General features: G+C 67.1%; 26 protein-coding genes and 1 pseudogene. 23 read left to right on the top strand and 4 right to left on the bottom strand.

What is annotated here, in order from left to right; all coding sequences use genetic code 11:
• The first annotated feature begins 16 nt into the window (after positions 1 to 16).
• The 3 genes from A5724_RS30400 to A5724_RS30390 all read left to right on the top strand — a co-directional run bounded on the left by A5724_RS30400 (position 17) and on the right by A5724_RS30390 (position 2,252).
• Positions 17 to 1,348, top strand: coding sequence for a replication-associated recombination protein A (locus A5724_RS30400; RefSeq protein WP_067811219.1), 1,332 nt, complete (start codon positions 17 to 19; stop codon positions 1,346 to 1,348).
• A gap of 122 nt (positions 1,349 to 1,470) precedes the next feature.
• Positions 1,471 to 1,782: a helix-turn-helix transcriptional regulator gene (locus tag A5724_RS30395; RefSeq protein WP_067811386.1), complete on the top strand. Its 312-nt coding sequence runs from the start codon at positions 1,471 to 1,473 to the stop codon at positions 1,780 to 1,782.
• Positions 1,779 to 2,252, top strand: a complete 474-nt coding sequence (locus A5724_RS30390) for an SRPBCC family protein (protein ID WP_067811215.1) — start codon at positions 1,779 to 1,781, stop codon at positions 2,250 to 2,252. The genes A5724_RS30395 and A5724_RS30390 overlap by 4 nt, the downstream gene beginning before the upstream one ends.
• Before the next feature lie 60 nt (positions 2,253 to 2,312).
• Here A5724_RS30390 and A5724_RS30385 read toward each other — a convergent pair whose 3' ends face one another.
• Positions 2,313 to 2,621 (bottom strand): GlsB/YeaQ/YmgE family stress response membrane protein, encoded by a 309-nt coding sequence (locus tag A5724_RS30385; RefSeq protein ID WP_067811212.1) that lies wholly within the window; start codon positions 2,619 to 2,621, stop codon positions 2,313 to 2,315.
• 84 nt (positions 2,622 to 2,705) lie between these two features.
• Positions 2,706 to 3,326, bottom strand: coding sequence for a hypothetical protein (locus tag A5724_RS30380; protein WP_067811382.1), 621 nt, complete (start codon positions 3,324 to 3,326; stop codon positions 2,706 to 2,708).
• Positions 3,327 to 3,494: 168 nt separating this feature from the next.
• Between A5724_RS30380 and A5724_RS30375 the strand changes: the two genes are divergently transcribed.
• From A5724_RS30375 to A5724_RS30350, 6 genes are all read left to right on the top strand, one after another.
• Positions 3,495 to 3,890 carry a secondary thiamine-phosphate synthase enzyme YjbQ gene (locus A5724_RS30375; protein ID WP_197518845.1) on the top strand — a complete coding sequence of 132 codons (396 nt, stop codon included), beginning with the start codon at positions 3,495 to 3,497 and terminating at the stop codon, positions 3,888 to 3,890.
• Positions 3,891 to 4,094: 204 nt separating this feature from the next.
• Positions 4,095 to 6,791, top strand: a complete 2,697-nt coding sequence (gene alaS, locus A5724_RS30370; protein WP_067811205.1) for an alanine--tRNA ligase — start codon at positions 4,095 to 4,097, stop codon at positions 6,789 to 6,791.
• A 3-nt stretch (positions 6,792 to 6,794) separates the two neighbouring features.
• On the top strand, positions 6,795 to 7,349 hold the full coding sequence (gene ruvX, locus A5724_RS30365; RefSeq protein WP_067811202.1) for a Holliday junction resolvase RuvX: 555 nt from the start codon (positions 6,795 to 6,797) through the stop codon (positions 7,347 to 7,349).
• Positions 7,342 to 8,589, top strand: coding sequence for an endolytic transglycosylase MltG (gene mltG, locus A5724_RS30360; RefSeq protein ID WP_067811199.1), 1,248 nt, complete (start codon positions 7,342 to 7,344; stop codon positions 8,587 to 8,589). Before ruvX ends, mltG begins: the two co-directional genes overlap by 8 nt.
• On the top strand, positions 8,567 to 9,364 hold the full coding sequence (locus A5724_RS30355; RefSeq protein WP_067811194.1) for a shikimate dehydrogenase: 798 nt from the start codon (positions 8,567 to 8,569) through the stop codon (positions 9,362 to 9,364). Before mltG ends, A5724_RS30355 begins: the two co-directional genes overlap by 23 nt.
• A 10-nt stretch (positions 9,365 to 9,374) precedes the next feature.
• Positions 9,375 to 10,151, top strand: a complete 777-nt coding sequence (locus A5724_RS30350; protein ID WP_067811180.1) for an LLM class flavin-dependent oxidoreductase — start codon at positions 9,375 to 9,377, stop codon at positions 10,149 to 10,151.
• Here A5724_RS30350 and A5724_RS30345 read toward each other — a convergent pair.
• Entirely contained in the window at positions 10,141 to 11,028 is an 888-nt protein-coding gene (locus A5724_RS30345) for a DMT family transporter (RefSeq protein ID WP_067811175.1), read from the bottom strand. The two genes, A5724_RS30350 and A5724_RS30345, sit on opposite strands and share 11 nt — an antisense overlap.
• Positions 11,029 to 11,051: 23 nt before the next feature.
• On the opposite strand from A5724_RS30345, the gene A5724_RS30340 reads away from it, so the two are divergent.
• The 8 genes and pseudogenes from A5724_RS30340 (at position 11,052) to aroQ (ending at position 16,694) form a co-directional block, all read left to right on the top strand.
• Entirely contained in the window at positions 11,052 to 11,483 is a 432-nt protein-coding gene (locus A5724_RS30340; protein ID WP_067811172.1) for an A24 family peptidase, read from the top strand.
• A 329-nt stretch (positions 11,484 to 11,812) separates the two neighbouring features.
• Positions 11,813 to 12,190, top strand: coding sequence for a nuclear transport factor 2 family protein (locus A5724_RS30335; RefSeq protein WP_067811168.1), 378 nt, complete (start codon positions 11,813 to 11,815; stop codon positions 12,188 to 12,190).
• On the top strand, positions 12,187 to 12,678 hold the full coding sequence (locus A5724_RS30330) for a DUF3237 domain-containing protein (protein WP_067811164.1): 492 nt from the start codon (positions 12,187 to 12,189) through the stop codon (positions 12,676 to 12,678). The genes A5724_RS30335 and A5724_RS30330 overlap by 4 nt, the downstream gene beginning before the upstream one ends.
• A 14-nt stretch (positions 12,679 to 12,692) precedes the next feature.
• Positions 12,693 to 13,295 carry a TetR/AcrR family transcriptional regulator gene (locus A5724_RS30325; RefSeq protein ID WP_067811379.1) on the top strand — a complete coding sequence of 201 codons (603 nt, stop codon included), beginning with the start codon at positions 12,693 to 12,695 and terminating at the stop codon, positions 13,293 to 13,295.
• 37 nt (positions 13,296 to 13,332) lie between these two features.
• The gene (gene aroC, locus A5724_RS30320) at positions 13,333 to 14,541 is read left to right on the top strand and encodes a chorismate synthase (protein WP_067811375.1); all 1,209 of its coding nucleotides are present in this window, start codon (positions 13,333 to 13,335) and stop codon (positions 14,539 to 14,541) included.
• Positions 14,541 to 15,047 (top strand): annotated as a pseudogene (locus tag A5724_RS30315) (shikimate kinase); the annotation flags it as partial. The gene aroC and the pseudogene A5724_RS30315, both read left to right, overlap by 1 nt.
• Positions 15,048 to 15,183: 136 nt before the next feature.
• Entirely contained in the window at positions 15,184 to 16,260 is a 1,077-nt protein-coding gene (gene aroB / locus A5724_RS30310; protein WP_067811157.1) for a 3-dehydroquinate synthase, read from the top strand.
• Entirely contained in the window at positions 16,257 to 16,694 is a 438-nt protein-coding gene (aroQ, locus tag A5724_RS30305; RefSeq protein ID WP_067811154.1) for a type II 3-dehydroquinate dehydratase, read from the top strand. The genes aroB and aroQ overlap by 4 nt, the downstream gene beginning before the upstream one ends.
• On the opposite strand, the gene A5724_RS30300 is transcribed toward aroQ, so the two are convergent.
• The gene (locus A5724_RS30300; protein ID WP_067811151.1) at positions 16,691 to 17,248 is read right to left on the bottom strand and encodes a B-4DMT family transporter; all 558 of its coding nucleotides are present in this window, start codon (positions 17,246 to 17,248) and stop codon (positions 16,691 to 16,693) included. The two genes, aroQ and A5724_RS30300, sit on opposite strands and share 4 nt — an antisense overlap.
• 69 nt (positions 17,249 to 17,317) lie before the next feature.
• Here A5724_RS30300 and A5724_RS30295 point away from each other — a divergent pair, with 69 nt between their 5' ends.
• From A5724_RS30295 to A5724_RS30270, 6 genes are all read left to right on the top strand, one after another.
• Positions 17,318 to 18,412, top strand: a complete 1,095-nt coding sequence (locus A5724_RS30295) for a Xaa-Pro peptidase family protein (RefSeq protein WP_067811148.1) — start codon at positions 17,318 to 17,320, stop codon at positions 18,410 to 18,412.
• A gap of 16 nt (positions 18,413 to 18,428) precedes the next feature.
• A complete protein-coding gene (gene efp, locus A5724_RS30290; RefSeq protein WP_067811143.1) occupies positions 18,429 to 18,992 on the top strand; it encodes an elongation factor P in 564 nt (187 codons plus the stop codon).
• Between the two features lie 20 nt (positions 18,993 to 19,012).
• On the top strand, positions 19,013 to 19,573 hold the full coding sequence (gene nusB / locus A5724_RS30285) for a transcription antitermination factor NusB (protein WP_156752519.1): 561 nt from the start codon (positions 19,013 to 19,015) through the stop codon (positions 19,571 to 19,573).
• Positions 19,573 to 20,115, top strand: a complete 543-nt coding sequence (locus tag A5724_RS30280; RefSeq protein ID WP_067811139.1) for a hypothetical protein — start codon at positions 19,573 to 19,575, stop codon at positions 20,113 to 20,115. The genes nusB and A5724_RS30280 overlap by 1 nt, the downstream gene beginning before the upstream one ends.
• Before the next feature lie 252 nt (positions 20,116 to 20,367).
• Complete coding sequence (locus A5724_RS30275) at positions 20,368 to 21,117, top strand: GntR family transcriptional regulator (RefSeq protein ID WP_369830685.1); 750 nt, start codon at positions 20,368 to 20,370, stop codon at positions 21,115 to 21,117.
• Positions 21,114 to 21,341: a ferredoxin family protein gene (locus A5724_RS30270; RefSeq protein WP_067811131.1), complete on the top strand. Its 228-nt coding sequence runs from the start codon at positions 21,114 to 21,116 to the stop codon at positions 21,339 to 21,341. The genes A5724_RS30275 and A5724_RS30270 overlap by 4 nt, the downstream gene beginning before the upstream one ends.
• Positions 21,342 to 21,343 lie beyond the last annotated feature (2 nt).

Genomic DNA, 21,343 nt, shown 5'->3' with positions numbered 1-21,343 from the left:
GTGGTATTCCTGAACAGTGTCCGACGGTCTGTTTGACGTCCCAGGCGAGGCGAGCGCCCCCGCGGCCGGATCCGTCGGCGCTTCGGCTCCCTTGGCGGTCAAGATGCGTCCGGCCAGCCTCGACGAGGTGGTCGGGCAGGACCATCTGCTCAAGCCGAACTCACCGCTGCGCCGGATGGTCGAGGGCTCAGGTGCCGCGTCGGTCATCCTCTACGGCCCGCCCGGCACCGGCAAGACCACGCTGGCGTCGCTGATCTCGCAGGCCACTGGCCGCAGGTTTGAGGCGTTGTCGGCGTTGTCGGCAGGCGTCAAAGAGGTACGAGCGGTCATAGAGAAGGCACGCATCGCCCTCGTCCATCACGGCGAGCAGACGGTGTTGTTCATCGACGAGGTGCACCGGTTCTCCAAGACCCAGCAGGACGCCCTGCTCTCGGCGGTCGAGAACCGGGTCGTGCTGCTGGTCGCCGCCACCACCGAGAACCCGTCGTTCTCCGTCGTCGCGCCGCTGCTGTCACGGTCGCTGATCCTGCAACTGCAGCCACTCGACAGTGATGCCGTGCGGACCGTGGTGCGCCGGGCGATCGAGGATCCGCGCGGCCTCGGCGGTCAGGTCGACGTCACCGACGACGCGGTCGAACTGCTGGTGCAACTGTCGGCCGGCGATGCGCGTCGCGCGCTGACCGCGTTGGAGGTGGCGGCCGAGGCGGGCGAGCAGGTCACCGTCGCCACCATCGAGCAGTCGTTGGACAAGGCCGCCGTGCGCTACGACCGCGACGGTGATCAGCACTACGACGTGATCAGCGCATTCATCAAGTCAGTACGCGGCTCCGACGTCGACGCGGCGCTGCACTACCTCGCCCGCATGCTGGTCGCGGGGGAGGACCCGCGGTTCGTGGCGCGGCGGTTGATGATCCTGGCCAGCGAGGACATCGGGATGGCCGATCCGACGGCTTTGCAGACGGCCGTCGCCGCCGCGCAGACCGTCCAGCTGATCGGCATGCCGGAGGCGCAGCTGACGCTGGCCCACGCCACGGTGCACCTGGCCACCGCCCCGAAGTCCAACGCCGTAACGACGGCGCTGGGCGCCGCGATGAGCGACATCCGCAACGGCAAGGCCGGTCTGGTACCCCCTCATCTGCGCGACGGCCACTACTCCGGTGCCGCCAAGCTGGGCCACGCCGTCGGCTACAAGTACAGCCATGACGACCCGGATGGTGTTGTGCCGCAACAGTATCCACCCGATGAGCTGGTCGGCGTCGACTACTACCGGCCCACCAATCATGGTGTCGAACGCGAGATCGCCACCAGGCTCGACAAGCTGCGCGCCATCATCCGCAAGAAGCGCTGACAAGCCTCTTGACAGCTATCGCACAGCCTTCTACCTTGGTAATCAACCAACTAATTGATCAAAGGCAAGGTTGACAATTGGAGGATGGGGATGGTGCAGACGCCTGGCTGGACCGCGCCTTCATGGCGTTGGCAGACCCGGTGCGACGCGCGATTGTGGCGCGACTGTCCCGAGGACCAGCCACAGTCAACGAGTTGGCTGCCCCGTTCGACATCACCAAACAAGCTGTCTCCAAACACATTCAGGTGCTCGAGCAGGCGGGCCTGGTCACCAGGACTCGCGACGCGCAGCGCCGGCCCGTCCACCTCGACGCGGCCGCGCTGGAGCGGATGACCGCGTGGATCGACCGGTACCGGCTCGACGCCGAACGCAGCTACCGCCAGCTCGACGCTCTGCTGGCGGCGATAACCGACAAGGAAGGAACGGACAGATGACCAACCCGCTCAATCTCAACGCCCCGGTCGACACCCTGGCGATGGAATTCACCCGCGAGTTCGACGCTCCGGTCGAGGCGCTGTTCCGCGCCCACGCCGAACCGGATCTGGTGAAGCAGTGGCTGGGCCCGCGGGATCTCGAGATGACGATCGAGCACTGGGAGTTCAAGACCGGCGGCGGATACCGCTATGTGCACAAGGCCGATCGCGGCGAGTTCGGTTTCAACGGCGTGTTCCACAAGGTGCGGGACAACGAGTTCATCATCCAGACCTTCGAATTCGAAGGGGCACCGGACATGGTGAACATCGAATTCATGTGTTTCGAGGATCTCGGTGGTGGCCGCAGCAGGCTGCGCGGCCGGTCGATCTGTCCGACCATCGAAGCGCGCGACGGTCTGCTGTCGTCGGGCATGGAGGGCGGCATGGCGGAGGGCTACGAAAAGCTCGACGAGCTGCTGGCGACGCTGTAGAAGCTCCAGACAGCGACGATCCCGGCCGGTGGGGGCCAGCCGGGATCGCCGGGGGTGCGGCTAGCGCAGTAGACCGGAACGCCTGCCGCCCATCACACCGGTGCGCCTGCGGCCCATCAACGCCGACACGAGGGCGACGCCGATCGCCGCGACGACCACCTGGCACAAGAGCTCGATCCAGTCGATGCCCGCCGTCGCGGTGGGCAGACCGAGCGCGCGGGCGATCGCCGTGCCGATGAAGGCCGACACGATGCCCACCAAGATCGTGATGAGCATGCCGATCGGCTGCTTGCCGGGAACCAGCAGTCGGCCGAGCACACCCACCACGATGCCGATCAGAATCGCGGTGATTACACCTGTAATGGTCATTGCTCCTCCAAGGCTCTAGGGTCCAGCTGAAATACCCCAGCCGTTCCCCGAATAAACGCGTGCGTCAATCAGCGCTCGTACAGGTCAGACCATCTCCGGCACCCGAAGGTGCGCGATCGCGAGCTCGAATTCGCAGACGTCGATGATGTCGGCCCCCAGCTCCCTGGTCCGGGCATTCCGCAGTTCCCGCGCCTGCTCGCGGTTGCGCTCCATGGCCTCCCTGCTGTCGAACGCGGCCGTCGAAACGGCACGCCCGGAGCGGTTCATCAGGAAACTTGCGCTACAGAATCCCTCGAGGCCCTCCAATGACGGCAACACCTCGGTTCGGTAGAACTCCACGGCGCGGTTGGTCTGGTCCGGCGGGATCTTCAGCCAGGTGACCCGTGCGCAGGCGCCGTTGTCGGCGTGGTGGTCGCGGTGCAACACGCCGATTTCCCAGGTCTCGGCCGTGGCGTCGCTGCCACCGAAGACCGTGGCGGCCCGGTCACGAATCAGCCCGACCTGCTGGGCGCTGGCCCGTTCGGCGTCCCCCGTCTGCCACGCACTGGTGGCGATGCACCGACCCGAATCCCTGTCGACGAGAAGCGATAGTCCGACGAACCCCTCCATCCCGGCGAGCGCAGGCATCACTTCGTCGCGCACGTGACCGATTCCCGCGTCGATGCATGAGGTTTGCGCCTGAATAGTGGTAGTGCGTGCGTGCACGATCCACCCCCGATCGGTGTTGGGGCGGCGCCCCGGTGGCGCCACCGGACCGCTTTCAGAATCCTCCCGTTGAGCAGGGGTTTCAATGGCTTTGGCGGCACCAAAATGGGGTGTTTGGGTTCGCAAACGGAGGGTCCGTAAGGTGGTTTCGTGGACACGAAGTCGCACGTGCTCGAGGTCGACACATCGCGGCGACGGACCGTCGACGTCACCGACGCGGTCCGCTCGTTCTGCCGCGGCCAGGGGGACGGGTTGTGCAACGTCTTCGTGCCGCACGCCACGGCGGGCGTGGCGATCATCGAGACCGGCGCGGGCTCCGACGACGACCTCGTCGACACGCTGGATCGGTTGTTGCCGCGCGACGACCGCTACCGTCACCGGCACGGGGCGCCGGGACATGGCGCGGACCATGTGTTGCCGGCGCTCGTGGCGCCGTCGATCACGGTTCCTGTGCAGGATGGCCAACCGCTGCTCGGCACATGGCAAAGCGTGGTGCTGGTGGACCTGAACCGGGACAATCGGCAGCGGCAGGTGAGGTTGACGTTTCTCGGCGGAGGCGCTTAGGCGCCGACATGGAAGCAGGAGGCGCTTAGGCGCCGACATGGAAGGAGGCGCTTAGGCGGCGACATGGAAGCAGGAGCCGGCTCCGGCACTTGCCGCCGCGCCGGTTCGTTGGCTTGTCAGCGCGACAACGACGACCGGTACTGTAGTGCGGTCGCATAGTCGCAGGTGACGTCAAGACTTCTGAATAGATGAGGCAGTAGGAACGTGCAAACACACGAGATCAGGAAGCGCTTCCTCGATCACTTCGTGAAGGCAGGCCACACCGAGGTGCCCAGCGCCTCGGTGATCCTCGACGACCCCAACCTGCTGTTCGTCAACGCGGGCATGGTGCAGTTCGTGCCCTACTTCCTGGGGCAGCGGACCCCGCCGTACGCCACGGCGACCAGCATCCAGAAGTGCATCCGGACCCCCGACATCGACGAGGTGGGCATCACCACCCGGCACAACACCTTCTTCCAGATGGCAGGCAACTTCTCCTTCGGCGACTATTTCAAGCGCCGGGCCATCGAGTTGGCGTGGACCCTGCTGACCAACCCGATAGATCAGGGCGGTTACGGCTTCGATCCCGAAAGGCTATGGGCGACGGTCTATTTGGATGACGACGAGGCTGTCGGACTGTGGCAGGAAGTCGCGGGGCTGCCCGCCGAGCGCATCCAGCGGCGCGGCATGGCCGACAACTACTGGTCGATGGGCATCCCCGGGCCGTGCGGTCCGTCGTCGGAGATCTACTACGACCGCGGCCCGGAGTTCGGTGTCGAGGGCGGTCCGGTCGCCAATGAGGACCGCTACATCGAGATCTGGAATCTCGTGTTCATGCAGAACGAACGCGGCGAGGGCACCAGTAAGGAGGATTTCGAGATCCTCGGCCCGTTGCCGCGCAAGAACATCGACACCGGCATGGGCGTCGAACGGGTGGCGTTCCTGCTGCAGGGTGTGCACAACGTCTACGAGACCGACCTGCTGCGTCCGGTGATCGATACAGTGGCGGCCCGTGCGCCACGCGGCTATGACGTCGGCAACCACGATGACGACGTCCGCTACCGGATCATCGCCGACCACAGCCGCACCGCGGCGATTCTGATCGGCGACGGGGTGAGCCCAGGCAACGAAGGCCGCGGCTACGTGCTGCGACGCCTGCTTCGCCGGATCATTCGCGCGGCGAAACTGCTGGGTGTCGACGACCCGGTCATGGCGGACCTGATGGCGACGGTGCGCGACGCGATGGGGCCGTCATACCCCGAACTGGTGTCGGACTTCGACCGCATCCAGCGCATCGCCGTCGCGGAGGAGACCGCATTCAACCGCACGCTGGCCTCGGGTTCCCGGCTGTTTGAAGAGGCCGCGCGTGCGACGAAGGCTTCGGGATCCGATAAGTTGTCCGGCCGCGACGCCTTCACGCTGCACGACACCTACGGCTTCCCGCTCGAGCTGACTCTGGAGATGGCCGCCGAGGCCGACTTGTCCGTCGACGAAGAAGGCTTCCGCAGCCTGATGGCCGAACAGCGCAAACGCGCAAAGGCTGACGCCGCGGCGCGTAAACAGGCCCACGCCGACCTGTCCGAATACCGGGAATTGGTCGACGCCGGGCCGACGGAGTTCACCGGATTCGACGAATTGACCTCCGAGGCAAGGATTCTCGGCATCTTCGTCGATGGCAAGCGAGTGCCCGTCGTCACGCACGCCGGGCGCGAGGGTGCCCAGGAGCGGGTCGAACTCATTCTCGACCGCACGCCGTTCTATGCGGAGTCCGGCGGCCAGATCGCCGACGAGGGCAGCATCAGCGGAACGGGCGCCTCCGGGGCGGCCAAGGCTGCCGTGTCCGACGTCCAGAAAATCGCCAAGACCCTGTGGGCTCATCGCGTCAATGTCGAATCCGGCGAGTTCGTCGAGGGCGACACCGTCATCGCCGCGGTGGACCCGCGCTGGCGGCACGGCGCGACGCAGGGCCATTCGGGCACCCACATGGTGCATGCGGCGCTGCGACAAGTGCTGGGTCCCAACGCTGTCCAGGCGGGTTCGCTGAATCGGCCGGGCTATCTACGGTTCGACTTCAACTGGCAGGGCGCCCTGACCGATGACCAGCGGACCCAGATCGAGGAAGTCACCAACGAGGCGGTCGAGGCCGACTACGAGGTGCACAGTTTCACCACCGAACTGGACAAGGCCAAGGCGATGGGCGCGATGGCCCTGTTCGGCGAGAACTATCCCGACGAGGTCCGGGTGGTCGAGATCGGCGGGCCGTTCTCGCTGGAGCTCTGCGGCGGAACGCATGTCGAGAGTTCGGCGCAGATCGGTCCGGTGACGATCCTCGGCGAGTCGTCCGTCGGTTCGGGGGTGCGCCGCGTCGAGGCTTACGTGGGCTTGGACTCGTTCCGCCATCTCGCGAAGGAACGCGCCCTGATGGCGGGCCTCGCATCCACGCTGAAGGTTCCTTCGGACGAGGTTCCCGCCCGGGTGGCCAACCTGGTCGAGCGCCTGCGGGCAGCCGAAAAGGAGCTCGACAGGATGCGGCTGGCAAACGCGCGCGCAGCCGCAGCGAATGCCGCCGCGGGTGCTGAGCAAATCGGTAAGGTGCGTGTCGTGGCGCAGCGGATGGCCGGCGGAATGTCGGCGGCGGATCTGCGCACGCTCGTGGGCGACATCAAGGGCAAACTCGGCAGCGACCCCGCGGTCGTCGCGTTGATCGCGGAGGGCGAGAACGACACCGTGCCGTTCGTGGTCGCGACCAACGCGGCCGCGCAAGACCTCGGGCTGGCGGCCAACGAGTTGGTCAAGCAGGTGGGCACGGCGGTCAACGGCCGCGGGGGCGGTAAGGCCGATCTGGCACAGGGTTCCGGTAAGGGGGCGGCGGGCATCGACGCGGCATTGGCCGCGCTGCGCGCAGAGATAGGCCGGAGCTGACCGGTGGCCGATACCGACAGTCGTCTCCCGGATCGGCCGGGGGACAGTCTTGCGCCCCCTGATCCCGGGCGCGGGCGACGACTCGGTATCGACGCGGGCACGGCCCGGATTGGGGTGGCTGTGAGCGACCCGGACGGGATCCTGGCCACCCCGGTGGAGACGGTGCAGCGGGACAAGAGGAACAAGAACGGCAAACACATGCGCCGGCTCGCGCAGTTGGCCGACGAGTTGGAGGCGGTCGAAGTGGTGGTGGGGTTACCGCGCACCCTCGCGGACCGGGCCGGCTCCTCAGCCAGGGACGCTATCGAGTTGGCCGACGAGCTTGCCCGACGCATCTCGCCGACACCGGTGCGGCTGTCCGACGAACGACTGACAACCGTTGTGGCGCAACGGTCTCTGCGTGATGCGGGCATCCGAGCCAAAGGGCAGCGGGTGATGATCGATCAGGCCGCAGCGGTAGGAATCTTGCAGAATTGGTTGGACCAACGGCGCTCCGCTTCGCGCACGCGGGGAGCGAGTGAACTCGGTGCCGTGCACGGAGAGGTCGGGGATGACTGACAACCACTGGGGCCGCGACCGGGCCGAACCCGTTGCGGTTGGACCACCGCGGCGCCGGGTGTCGCGGTCGGACCGGATCCGCGAAGCGCGCACCAGGCGCAAGCGGCGGTTTGCCACCGGCTTCGCAATCGCGTTGCTGATCGTGGTGGTCGTCGGCGCGGTGTTCCTGGGTTCGAAAATGTGGCATTCGCTGTTCGGTGGCAGCAACGACTACACCGGTGACGGCGTCAACGACGTGGTCATCCAGATCCGCGACGGTGATTCGACCACCGCGATCGGCAAGACCCTCGAAGACCACAAGGTGGTCGCGACGGTGAAGGCCTTCGTCACCGCTGCGCAGGGCAACTCGGCGATCTCGGCCATCCAGCCCGGCTTCTACAAGGTGCGCACCGAGATACCGGCGTCCAATGCCGTTGCCAGACTTGCCGATCCACAGAACAGGGTCGGCAAGCTCGTGATACCCGAAGGGCGCCAGCTCGACGACGTCCAAGATGTCAAGACGAACGCCGTCACCGACGGCATCTTCGCCCTGATCTCGCGGGCCACCTGTGTGAATCTCGACGGCGACCGGCACTGCGTCGCGACGGACGATCTGAAGAAGGCGGCGGGAAGCGTGCCGCCGTTGGAGCTTTCCGTCCCCGACTGGGCGATGAGTGCGGTCACCGGGATGGGCAACGATCACCGGCGGCTCGAGGGGCTGATCGCCCCTGGCACCTGGAACATCGATCCGTCGGCGCCCGCGCAGGACATCCTGTCCATGCTGATTGGAGCCAGCGCGACACAGTACGCGCACAGCGGCCTGCTCGACACCGCGAAGACCATGAACATGTCGCCGTATCAGATCCTCACGGTCGGGTCGTTGGTGCAGCGCGAATCCAAGCCCGACGACTTCGCGAAAGTGGCGCGGGTCATCTACAACCGTTTGCAGGAGAACCGCACGCTCGAATTCGACTCGACGGTGAACTACCCGTTGGATCGCATCGAAGTGGCCACCACCGACGGGGACCGTGCGCAGCACACGTCGTGGAATACCTATGTACGGTCTGGCCTTCCGGCCACGCCGATCTGCTCGCCGGGGCAACCCGCACTGTCCGCCGCCGAACAACCGGCGCCGGGGGACTGGCTGTACTTCGTGACCGTCGACATGCAGGGCACGACGTTGTTCACCCGCGACTACGACCAGCACCTCGCGAACATCGAACTGGCCAGACGCAACGGTGTCCTCGACTCCGCCAGATAGGGCCCGCAAGGCCGCGGTCCTCGGATCGCCGATCGCGCATTCGCGGTCACCGCAACTGCACCTGGCCGCCTACCGCGCATTGGGGCTGACGGACTGGACCTACGACCGCATCGAATGCACGGCCGACCAATTGCCGTCGCTGGTGGCCGATTTCGGTCCGGAATGGGTTGGCCTCTCGGTCACGATGCCCGGTAAATTCGCAGCACTGCGGTTCGCCGACGAACGCACTGCGCGCGCCGAACTCGTCGGCTCGGCCAACACGCTGGTGCGGACGGATGCGGGATGGCGGGCCGACAACACCGACGTCGATGGCGTGAAGGGCGCACTGGGGCCGGTGAGTGGCGACGCCGCGGTGCTGGGTTCGGGCGGCACCGCGCCCGCCGTCGTCGTCGGCCTCGCCGAGCTTGGCGTGCAACGTATTTCGGTGGTGTCGCGCAGCGAGGCGAAGGCGGCGCCGCTGCTGGCCCTCGGGTCGAAGGTGGGCGTCGACATCCGCTGGGCAGCACTCGGGACGACGGTGGTGGCCGACGTCGTCGTCAGCACCATCCCGGCCGACGTGGCGGCAGCGTACGCGGAGACCGTCGCGACGCCGGTGCTGCTCGACGCGATCTACGACCCGTGGCCGACTCCGTTGGCGACGGCGGTCGAAACCGCGGGCGGCCGGATCGTCGGGGGGTTGCAGATGCTACTGCACCAGGCGTTTGCTCAGGTCGAGCAGTTCACCGGTCTGCCAGCGCCGGTCGAAGCGATGAGGGCGGCGCTCACCGAACAGTAGTGTCGGTTGCGTGACTGCTCGCATCGGCGTCGTCTTTCGCCCGGACTTTCGTCCCGACACGCTACTAGAAACGGCCGCGGCCACCGAGCGTGCCGGTGTCGCGGAATTGTGGCTGTGGGAGGACTGCTTCCTCCAAGGCGGAATCGCCGCAGCGGCGGCGGCACTGGCATCGTCTGAAACGCTCACCGTCGGACTCGGCGTGTTGCCCGCCCCGCTGCGCAACGTGGTGACCACGGCCATGGAGATCGCCACCCTCGAGGCGATGTTCCCAGGCAGGCTTCGAATTGGGATAGGGCACGGAGTGCAGGACTGGATGCGACAGGCAGGCGCCGCCGTCGCGTCACCGTTGACGCTGATGCGTGAGTACGTCGCGGCGCTGAGCGATCTGCTGGCGGGACGGTCGGTCACCGTCGAAGGGAGATACGTCCGACTCACCAACGTGCAGCTTGATTGGCCTCCGCGACAACCGATTCCGGTGCTGATCGGCGGAACGGGTCCGAAGACGCTGGCGTTGGCTGGCGAGATAGCTGCAGGAGTTGTTCTCGACTCCCGGTACACCCCGGCTACCGTGCTGGACGCGCTCGGCCACGTCGCGACCGGTCGGGCAGGCCGTGGGACGCCTTTCAGCACGGTGCTTTTCGTGGCATGTGGCGCGGAGCAGGCTGCAGAGTCGGCGAGGCCGTATCTCGACGCGGGAGTCGACACCCTCGTCTATCAACCGGTCGGGCCGCAGACGGCGATGGCTGAATTGCTCGACGCTGCAGGCGCTGTGGCAGCTAGCCGGTGATCAGCCGGGTATCGCTGCGCGCCAACCGGTCTCGTGCCGAGTGCACCGCTCCGATGCTGGCAACAGTGACGAGCACGATCGCCGCATAGCCGGTGACAGCCAGATGCTGTCCCAGGACCAGCCAGCCGGCGACCGCCGCCACGACCGGTGACAGGCAAGTCAAGATCGCGAATGTCTCCGCTGGGAGGCGGCGCAGGGAGATCAGCTCCAGCGAGTAGGGGATGACCGAGGACATCACCCCGACGACCGCCGCCAGCCCCAGCACCTGCAATCGCAGCGCAGCGTCCAGATCGATCACGACCACCGCAAATGGCGCCATGATGAGCGCGCCGATCGCAGTCGCGACCGCCAGTCCGTCGAGTTTGGGGAAGTCGGCACCCGCACGGGCGGTGGCCAGGATGTAGCCGGCCCAGCTCGCCCCTGCGGCGGCGGCGAAGGCAAGTCCTACGGTGTCGAGGCGACCAATCCTGACCCCGGTGAGGCTGAGCAGCGCGACGCCGAGCAGGGCCAGCATCGCCCACAACCATGCCGACTTTCGACGGCTGACCATCACCGAAAGAGCAAGTGGACCAAGGGCTTCGACGGTGACCGCAACACCGAGGGGGATCCGGGTGAGTGAGACGTAGAAAGACACGTTCATCACCACCAATGCCGCGGCCAGAGCCGATGCGGACATCCACGCGCGGCCGGCGAGGCCCCGCAGTCGGGGGCGGACTGCCAGGCAAAGGATCAGCCCGGCGACGACGAGTCGTGCGAACGCCGCCCCGACGGGGCCCAGCGCCGCGAACAGACCCACCGCGAACGCCGCGCCGACCTCCTGGCTGACCGCTGCCACCACGACCAGCAGTGCTGAACCAATTGGTGACCGCCGGTGCACGGAACCGACGTTAGCCTCGATGCATGGGGGCGGGGCTGGCCGGTGTCGGCGCGGTGGCGTGGCTGATCGCGCTCAGCGTGTACGACGTGCGGCAGAGGCGGCTTCCGAACTGGCTGACGCTGCCGGGGGCGGTGGTCATCCTCGCGGCGGCGGCGCTGCACGGACGGGGTGTCGCCGCGGCACTCGGCGCGGTCGCCCTGTTCACGGTCTACGCCGTCGTGCATGTCATGATGCCCACCGCGATGGGCGCCGGTGATGTCAAGCTGGCGATCGGCATCGGGGCGCTGACAGGCTTCTTCGGCAGGGATGTCTGGCTGGTGGCGGCGCTCGGCGCTCCAATGCTGACCGCGGTGTTGGCCGCGGTAGCGCTGCTGTGCCGATCGGGAGGATCGGTGCCACACGGCCCTTCGATGTCCCTCGCCGCGATGTCAGCCGCGGCCTTGGCCGTCTTCTGAACTACGCCTGCGATGACGGCCGCGCCGATTCGCCTGCCTCGGGAAGCGGCTGATCGGCGCTGGCGCGGGCTTGGCCGAAGCTCGGCAGCCCGGTAGGACCAGCCGCCGACACGGGCTCGTGCAGCGGGGCAGTGGTACGCGTATCCGAATAGTCCAATTCGGCGTAATCCCCCTGCTGGGACGGACGTTGGGTGCGTTGGGCCCGGGATCAACCTCTGGTTGGGAAACGCCCACTGGCACAGGCCGTCTGCTGTCCCTTTGTGGTGTCGTGAATGTATGGCCCACTGGTCCACTTGCATACCTGCGGTAGGTTAATACATACTGCGGGTATGCAAACTACCAAGCATGATCTGAAAGCCATCGCGCAGCGCTACTTCGCCGCGTGGGCGGCGCGCGATCCCGACGCGATCGTCGCCCTGCACACCGAAGACACCCAGTTCTGGACCCACCTGGGTGCCGAACCCGTCCGAGGCCGCGACGCTGCGCGTGCCGCCTTCGCGGAGATCTTCGAGCAGTTCCCCGATTTCACTTGGGAGACATATCGCGTGCTGTACGGCGAGGACCACTGGATCCTCGACTGGGCGCTGATCTCCGGCGACATCCGCTTCGACTGCCTCGACGTCGTCAACGTCTCACCCGACGGATTGGTGGCGCGTAAGGACACGTTCGTCGACGCGATGCAGCTGCAGGCCGCGGTGACCGCATGACCACCGCGACGCCGGTCGACCAGCTGCCGCTCGTAACCGCGCTGCCCGTGGCGCATCTGTTCGACATGCACGTCGATCTGCAACCCGCGCAACTGATTCCGACGCCCGTCGGGACCCGGATGACGTTCATCACGAGCGGCGGCGCGATCCAAGGGCCCACGCTGCGCGGTGAGCTGCTGCCCGGCGGCGGCGACTGGTTGATCGTCGGCGCGGACGGCACCGGGCGGGTGGACGTCCGCGCCACACTGCGCACACATGACGGCGCGCTGATTCACTACGAATCCCGCGGCGTGATCAAGATTCCCACCGACGGTGTGCAACGGCTTGCCGACGGCGAAGTGCTGCCGTTCGCCGACACCTACGTCCGCACCACGCCGACGTTTGAAACCAGCGACCACCGGTACGCGTGGCTTTCGGAACTGGTTGCGGTCGGCTACAACATCTTGTCGCCGAACCACATCGACTATCGGGTCTACCACGTGCTGTGAACTATGGTCAGGCCGTGGCGACGAAGGCGGTGAGACGAACGCAGGCCGAGCGGACCGAGGCGACCACCACCGCGCTCGTCGACGCGGCCCGCGCGCTGTTCGCGCGTGACGGCTTCGACGCCACCTCTCTCGACGCGGTGGCGGCCAGGGCCGGTGTGACCAAGGGTGCGGTCTACCACCACTTCGAAGGCAAGCGGCAACTGTTCGAGGCCGTCTTCAGCCGCGAGGTCGAGCGCGTCGCGACACCGCTCGCGGTCGCCTACGGGCGCAAGAAGGATCCGTGGGACGCGTTCGCGGCCGCATGCCGCGCCTTCCTCGACGAATGTCTGGACCCGGGGCTGCAGCGCATCATGCTGCTCGACGCCTCCGCTGCGATCGGCTGGGAGCAGATCCGCCGACTGGAGTCGCCGCTGCTGGACATGATGGAACTGGGCATCTCGCGCGCCGCCGAGGCAGGCCGGGTCGCGCCGCGCAAGCCCGGCCCACTGGCCCACTTCTTATATGGGGCGCTGTGCGAAACCGCGATGATCGTCGCCCGTGCCGACGACCAGAAGTCCGCCCATCGCGACGCCGTCGTCGAGATCGGCCGTGTCTTGGCGGGCCTGGCGATCGGCTGATTCGGGGCTCGCGGCCCGACGTGCGAAAATGGGTCGCGTGTTGCGATGGACTACAGCTGGTGAATCCCATGGTCGCGCGTTGGTCGCCGTGGTCGAGGGCATGGTCGCCGGCGTCCACGTCACGAGCGACGACATAGCCGGTCAGCTGGCCCGCCGCCGCCTCGGCTACGGCCGCGGCGCCCGGATGAAGTTCGAACAAGACCAGGTCACCATGCTTGCGGGCGTGCGCCACGGGGTCACCCTTGGCGGTCCGGTGGCGATCGAGATCGGCAACACCGAGTGGCCCAAATGGGAAACCGTGATGGCCGCCGACCCCGTCGACCCGAGCGAACTCGACGTCGCGCGCAATGCGCCGCTGACCAGGCCGCGACCCGGCCACGCCGACTACGCGGGCATGCTCAAGTACGGCTTCGACGACGCCCGCCCCGTGCTCGAACGCGCCAGCGCCCGTGAAACCGCTGCCCGCGTGGCCGCAGGAACCATCGCGCGCGCATTCCTGCGTGAAGCGCTCGGTGTCGAGGTGGTGTCGCACGTCATCTCGATCGGCGCGTCCAAGCCGTACGACGGGCCGCCGCCGATGGCGTCGGACCTGGCCGCCATCGACGCGAGCCCGGTCCGGGCGTTCGGCAAAGAGGCCGAGAAGCTGATGATCGCCGAGATCGAAGCGGCCAAGAAGGACGGCGACACGCTCGGCGGCGTGGTCGAGGTGGTCGCCCACGGGCTGCCCGTCGGCCTCGGGTCGTTCACCAGCGGTGACAACCGGCTGGACAGCCAGTTGGCCGGCGCCGTGATGGGCATCCAGGCGATCAAGGGCGTCGAGATCGGCGACGGCTTCGAAACCGCTCGCAGGCGCGGCAGCGTCGCGCACGACGAGATCTACCCGGGACCCGACGGCGTGATGAGGTCGACGAACCGGGCCGGCGGCTTGGAGGGCGGCATGACCAACGGCCAGCCGCTGCGGGTGCGCGCCGCGATGAAGCCGATCTCCACGGTGCCGCGGGCACTGGCCACCGTCGACATGGCCACCGGCGAGGAGGCCGTCGCGATTCATCAGCGGTCCGACGTCTGCGCGGTGCCCGCCGCCGGTGTGGTCGTCGAGACCATGGTCGCGTTGGTGCTGGCGCGCGCCGCGCTGGAGAAGTTCGGCGGCGACTCGCTGACCGAGACCAGCGCCAACATCGAGACCTACCTGCGTGCGGTGTCGGAAAGGGAGCCGGCCACCGAACCGGCACAGGCGTCGAGCTGATGGCGCCCAAGGCCGTGCTGGTCGGACTGCCCGGTTCGGGCAAGTCCACGATCGGGCGTCGGCTGGCCAAGGCGCTGGACCTGCCACTGCTGGACACCGACGCGGCGATCGAGGAGACTACCGGCCGCACTATCGCCGACATCTTCGCCACCGACGGCGAGAAAGAGTTCCGGCGCATCGAAGAAGAGGTCATCCGGTCCGCGCTGCAGACCCACGACGGTGTGCTGTCGTTGGGGGGCGGCGCCGTCACCACAGCCGGGGTGCGGGAAGCCCTGGCCGGACACACGGTGATCTATCTGGAGATCAGCGCCGCGGAGGGGGTGCGCCGCACCGGCGGCAGCACCGTGCGGCCGTTGCTCGCAGGTCCCGATCGCAGCGAGAAGTTCAAAGCCCTGATGACACAACGGGTTCCGCTGTACCGGCGGGTCGCCACCATCCGGGTCAACACCAATCGCCGCAACCCGGGCGCGGTGGTGCGTCACATCGTGGAGCGCCTCGAGAATCCTGGCGCGCCACGCCAACAGCGTCGTCGCCGCCGACGGCCGCCGTGGCGGCGTGGACCGTCGTCGCTGACCGCCGAGCCAAGCAATGACACCCCGCCAACGCCCGCGGCCGTCGCCGCCCGAAACATGAAGGGACACCGTGACTGAGCCGGTGACCGTCGACGTCCACGTCGAACCGCCGTATCCCGTCATCATCGGAACCGGCCTACTCGGTGAACTCGAGCGAGTCCTCGCGGGCAGGCACAAGGTGGCCGTCCTGCACCAGCCGGTGTTGACGCAGACCGCGGAAGCGATTCGAAAGACGCTGTCCGACAGCGGTATCGACGCGCACCGCATCGAGATCCCGGACGCCGAAGGCGGCAAGGAACTGCCGGTGGTCGGGTTCATCTGGGAAGTGTTGGGCCGCATCGGGATCGGCCGCAAGGACGCGCTGGTCAGTCTCGGCGGGGGAGCGGCCACCGACGTCGCCGGCTTCGCCGCGGCCACCTGGCTGCGCGGCGTGGACATCGTGCATGTGCCGACCACGCTGCTCGGCATGGTCGACGCCGCGGTCGGCGGTAAGACTGGCATCAACACCGATGCGGGCAAGAACCTGGTCGGCGCGTTCCATCAGCCTTCCGCGGTACTCGTCGACCTGGCCACGTTGGAGACATTGCCGCGCAACGAGATCGTCGCGGGGATGGCCGAGATCGTGAAGGCCGGTTTCATCGCCGATCCGGTGATCCTCGATCTGATCGAGGCCGACCCGCAGGCTGCGCTCGACCCGTCCGGCACGGTGCTGCCGGAACTGATCCGGCGCGCGGTGGCCGTCAAGGCCGAGGTCGTCGCGGCCGACGAAAAGGAATCGCAGCTGCGCGAGATCCTCAACTACGGCCACACGCTCGCGCACGCGATCGAGCGGCGAGAGCGCTATCAGTGGCGGCATGGCGCCGCGGTTTCCGTGGGTCTGGTGTTCGCCGCCGAATTGGGCAGGCTGGCAGGGCGTCTCGACGACGACACTGCCAATCGGCACCGGTCGATCCTCGCCTCCCTGGGCCTGCCCGTCAGCTACGACGCCGACGCGCTGCCGCAATTGCTCGAATACATGGCAGGCGACAAGAAGACGCGGGCGGGCGTGCTGCGGTTCGTGGTCCTCGACGGCCTCGCCAAACCGGGACGCCTCGAGGGACCGGATCCGTCGTTGGTGGCGGCCGCCTATGCAGAGGTGGCGTCATGAAGTTTCAGACCGTGCTGGTGCTCAACGGGCCCAACCTGGGCCGGCTCGGTCGCAGAGAGCCGGAAGTGTACGGCAGCACCACCCACAACGAGCTGGTGGCGCTGATCGAGCGTGAGGCCGAGGGCTTGGGAATGAAAGCCGTTGTGCGGCAGAGCGATAGCGAAGCCGACCTGCTGACGTGGGTGCATGCCGCAGTCGATGCGGGCGACCCGGTGGTGCTGAACGCGGGGGCGCTGACGCACACTTCGGTGGCGTTGCGCGATGCGTGCGCGGAACTGAAGGCGCCGCTGATAGAGGTGCACATCTCCAATGTGCATACCCGCGAGGAATTCCGGCACCATTCGTATCTGAGCGCGGTGGCCACCGGCGTCATCGTGGGCCTCGGGGTGCAGGGCTACGTACTGGCCCTGCGGTATCTGGCCAGCCTCGACTAGGGCTGTTCCTTGCGACGCGCCTCGGTGGTCGTGGTCTCGTCCGTACCGCCGTCACTGCGCACCGCCGCGAAGACGTCGGTGTCGGCGCGGTCCTCGTCGGTGGCCGAGGTGCCGTGGTGGCGTGAGAGTTCGGGGGCCTTGCGGTCCACCAGCCGGCGGCCGAGGGCGACGCCGGCGATCGCGAACAGGAAGACCACCAGCGCGGTGAACGCCGCGAACGTGGTGATTTCGTTGAGCAGCGCCTCGACGTAGAGGCTCTTGTAGAACAGCGAGATGAACCACGCCACCGCACCGCTCACCACGCCCGCGAACAGACCGGCCAGCAGCCACGTCATCGCCAGATCGCCGCGGCGGTCAGGATCGGGATTGGCCCGAGCGTCGGCCCGGCCGTCAGAGATGCCCCAGATGAACACGGCGATGGCGAAGAGCACGACCAGGACGATGCTGATCAATCCCGCCTTGGTCTCCCACGCGTTGATCATCGCCCCTTGCAGCAATCGCACGATCACCATCAGGGCCGCAAACACCAGTCCGCGCAGTAACCACTTGCTCATGCCTCAACTCCTCCTCGCTCCGATCTCGGAGCTCATGGGGCCACACCTTAGCGAGTAGGTTCTCTAACTGTGACTATTTCACAGCGCCGGGACCGTCTGCGGCAACGGCTTGCCGACGCCGAACTCGATGCGATGCTGGTGTCGGACCTGGTCAACGTCCGTTACCTGTCCGGCTTCACGGGCTCGAACGCCGCGCTGCTGATCCGAGTCGACAGCGAAGCGCCTGTGCTTGCCACCGATGGCCGCTACCGCACGCAGGCCGCGCAGCAGTCCCCCGACGCGGAGGTCGTGATCGAACGGGCCTGCGGGCCGCATCTGGCCGCGCGCGCCGCCGCGGACGGCGCCCGGCGGGTGGGCTTCGAGAGCCACGTGGTGACGGTCGACGGGTTCGCGATGCTGCGCAAGGCGGCGGGCGACCACGTCGAGTTGGTGCGGGCGGCGGGCACCGTCGAGGCGCTGCGCGAGGTCAAGGACGCGGGTGAGATCGCCCTGCTACGGCTGGCCTGCGAGGCGGCCGACGCCGCCCTGACCGACCTGGTCGAACGCGGCGGGCTGTGCGCTGGCCGGACAGAGAAAGAGGTGGGCCGCGAACTCGAATCTCTGATGCTCGACCACGGTGCGGACGGGGTGTCGTTCGAGACCATCGTGGCGGCCGGTGTCAATTCGGCGATTCCGCACCACCGGCCGACGGATGCGGTGCTGGCCGCCGGGGACTTCGTCAAAATCGACTTCGGCGCACTGGTCTGCGGTTACCACTCGGATATGACCCGCACCTTCGTGTTGGCGCCCGCCGCGCAGTGGCAGCGTGACCTCTACGAACTGGTCGCCACGGCGCAGCAGGCGGGCCGTGACGCGTTGGTGCCCGGTGCCACGCTCAAGGATGTGGACGGCGCTTCGCGGCAGGTGATCGACGACGCCGGGTACGCCGACAACTTCAACCATGGCCTCGGCCACGGCGTCGGACTGCAGATCCACGAAGCGCCGGGGATCAGCGCGTCGGCCGCCGGTACACTGCTTGCTGGCTCCGCGGTCACCGTGGAACCAGGTGTCTATCTGCCCGACCACGGCGGCGTCCGCATCGAGGACACGCTGGTCGTGGGCAGCGACCCGCATAAGGCCCCCGACTTACTCACCCGGTTCCCCAAAGAACTGGCGATCCTTTAAGAGGAGACAACCGAAAGTGGCAACGACCGCTGACTTCAAGAACGGTCTGGTCCTGCAGATCGACGGACAACTGTGGCAGATCGTCGAGTTTCAGCACGTCAAACCCGGCAAGGGCCCAGCGTTCGTCCGGACCAAGCTGAAGAACGTGCTGTCCGGCAAGGTCGTCGACAAGACCTACAACGCCGGCGTGAAGGTGGAGACCGCCACCGTCGACCGGCGTGACCACACCTATCTGTATCGCGACGGGTCCGACTTCGTGTTCATGGACTCCGAAGACTACGAACAGCACCACCTGCCCGAGTCGTTGGTCGGCGACGCCGCCAAGTACCTGCTGGAGAGCATGCCGGTGCAGATTGCGTTCCACGACGGTGCACCGCTGTACCTCGAACTTCCGGTGACCGTCGAACTCGAGGTCACCCACACCGAACCGGGTCTGCAGGGCGACCGGTCCAGCGCAGGCACCAAGCCCGCGACCGTCGAGACGGGTGCCGAAATTCAGGTGCCGCTGTTCATCAACACCGGCGACAAGCTGAAGATCGACTCCCGCGACGGCAGCTACCTGGGCCGCGTTAATGCCTGACGGCATTGGGAGCCGGGTGAATGCCTGATCGCAAAGGCGACTCCGGCCGAATTGGTCGGCCCGCCGACCGTGGCCAAACTGGTCGGCCCGCCGACCGTGGCCGAACTGCTCGGCCCGCCGACCGTGGCCGCCATCAGGCCCGCAAGCGTGCCGTCGACCTGCTGTTCGAGGCCGAGGCGCGAGGGCTGACCCCGGCGGAGGTGGCCGAGGCGCGAAATGCGTTGGCGGACAAAGAACCTGACGTCTCTCCGCTCAACCCGTACACGGTGACGGTGGCACATGGCGTGACCGAGAACGCAGCGCACGTCGACGACCTTATCTCGTCGCATCTGCAGGGCTGGACGCTCGACAGGCTGCCCGCCGTCGACAGGGCGATCCTGCGGGTGGCGGTGTGGGAGCTGCTGCATGCCGAGGATGTGCCCGAACCGGTCGCCGTCGACGAGGCGGTCGAGCTGGCCAAACAGTTGTCGACCGACGACTCACCGGGTTTCGTCAATGGCGTGCTCGGCCAGGTGATGCTGGTGACGCCGCAGATTCGGGCGGCGGCGGCAGCGATACGGGGGACCAGCGAGGGTAGTTGATGGGCGTACCGCAGGACTGGGCACCGTATTCCAGCGTCGAAGAGGCGGCCCGCGTATACCTGCGTGATCCCGAACTGGCGCTGGACCAGATCCGTTCGGTCATCGACCTTTCGGCGATCAAGTCGTTCATCATGTCGCGCGGCTCCACCGAGGAGTCGTGGGGTGAAGCCGTGTGGCAGGAGGTCGTGCTCACCGATGGCGGGCGGCTGATCATGTGGCGCGCCGACGACGAGTTGGCGGGCACCGACAACCGGGAACGCCGAGTGCTCAATGCGTCGGTGCGGACGATTCTGCTGTCGACGATCACCGACCACGTCTTGACGGCCGAGTACGAGGTGCTCGGCGACGACTCTCGCAGGCTGTCGGAGGTGCGGCTGCGGATGTACACCCAACTGGTGACCCGGTCGCGGCAGAAGTCGGTCACCGAAACCGACATCTACTGCGAATCGTTTCGCTACTACAAGTCCGTCGACAACGGTGGCCTGGCCCAGATGCAACGCCTCCTGCAGTTCGGTCGAGTGCTGTCGCGGTGCATCCAGTAACAGCGGGTCTCAACTTTGCGCGAAGCTGCGCTTGTAGCGGGAACGCCCAACTGGACCGCACGGCCACTCCAGTCTCGGCGGCACGGGGTTCCGCTCAGCGCGATTGAAACTCGGCTGCCGGAAGCGAGTGGCGCAATAGGGCTGCAGGCGCATTCTTTTGCCTGGTGACCGCCAGTCGGCAGTGGCGCAATCAGTTGATCCGCGCCGACGTCGAGATGTGCGTGCTGCGCAGGCCCCGCCCGCCCTCTTAGCGTGCTTGACGTGTCAGCTGAGCCGACGCCGCTGAAGCGGCCCCGCGCCGACCGTGCGCGCCAGGTCGCTGATGTGCTGCGGCAACAGATCCACACCGGTGCCTACGACGACGGGCTGCCCGCCGAAGCCGAGTTGTCCGCCGAATTCTTCGTCTCGCGGAACACCGTTCGCGAAGCCCTCACCGTACTCAAGAACGAGGGGCTGATCGACCGAAGCCGAAAGGTCGGCACTCACGTCGCGGTCCGCAAGTACGACCACGGCCTCGATGCGCTGGTCGGGCTGAAGGAGACGTTCAAAGACTACGGCGAAGTGCGCAACGAGGTGCGTGCGGTTTTGCACATGGCCGCGCCACCGGCGGTCGCCCGCCGGCTGCGGCTCGAGCCGGGCGCGCAGGTCGTCTTCATCGAGCGGCTGCGCCACCTCGGCGAGCTGCCGCTGAGCCTCGACCTGACCTATCTTGCACCCGACATCGCGCAAGAGGTGCTCGAGCACCCGCTGGAGACCAATGATGTGTTCGCACTCATCGAACAGGTCAGCGGACAACGACTCGGCGCTGCAACACTTGCGCTGGAGGCGGTCTCGGCCGATCCGCATTCCGCGGCGACGTTGCAGGTGCCCGACGGAGCGCCGCTGCTGATGCTGGAGCGGCTCACCAGCCTCGACGACGGCAGACCCGTCGACCTCGAATACATCCGGATGCGCGGTGACCGAATCACCATGCGCGGCAGCCTGATCAGGAGTGAACCATGACATTGGTGAACCAACGCGCCGACGTACCCGTGACCATCGACGAGTCCCTGTGCATCGAGGGCTGCACGCTGTGCGTCGACATCTGTCCGCTCGACTCGCTGGCGATCAACCCGGACAACGGTAAGGCCTACATGCATGTCGACGAGTGTTGGTACTGCGGGCCCTGCGCGGCCCGCTGTCCCACCGGCGCCGTCACCGTCAACATGCCCTACTTGATCCGCTGAGG

The sequence above is a fragment of the Mycobacterium sp. ACS1612 genome (assembly GCF_001667505.1).
In the GTDB taxonomy this organism is placed as follows: domain Bacteria; phylum Actinomycetota; class Actinomycetes; order Mycobacteriales; family Mycobacteriaceae; genus Mycobacterium.
This window is presented reverse-complemented; position numbering and strand designations above follow the sequence as displayed.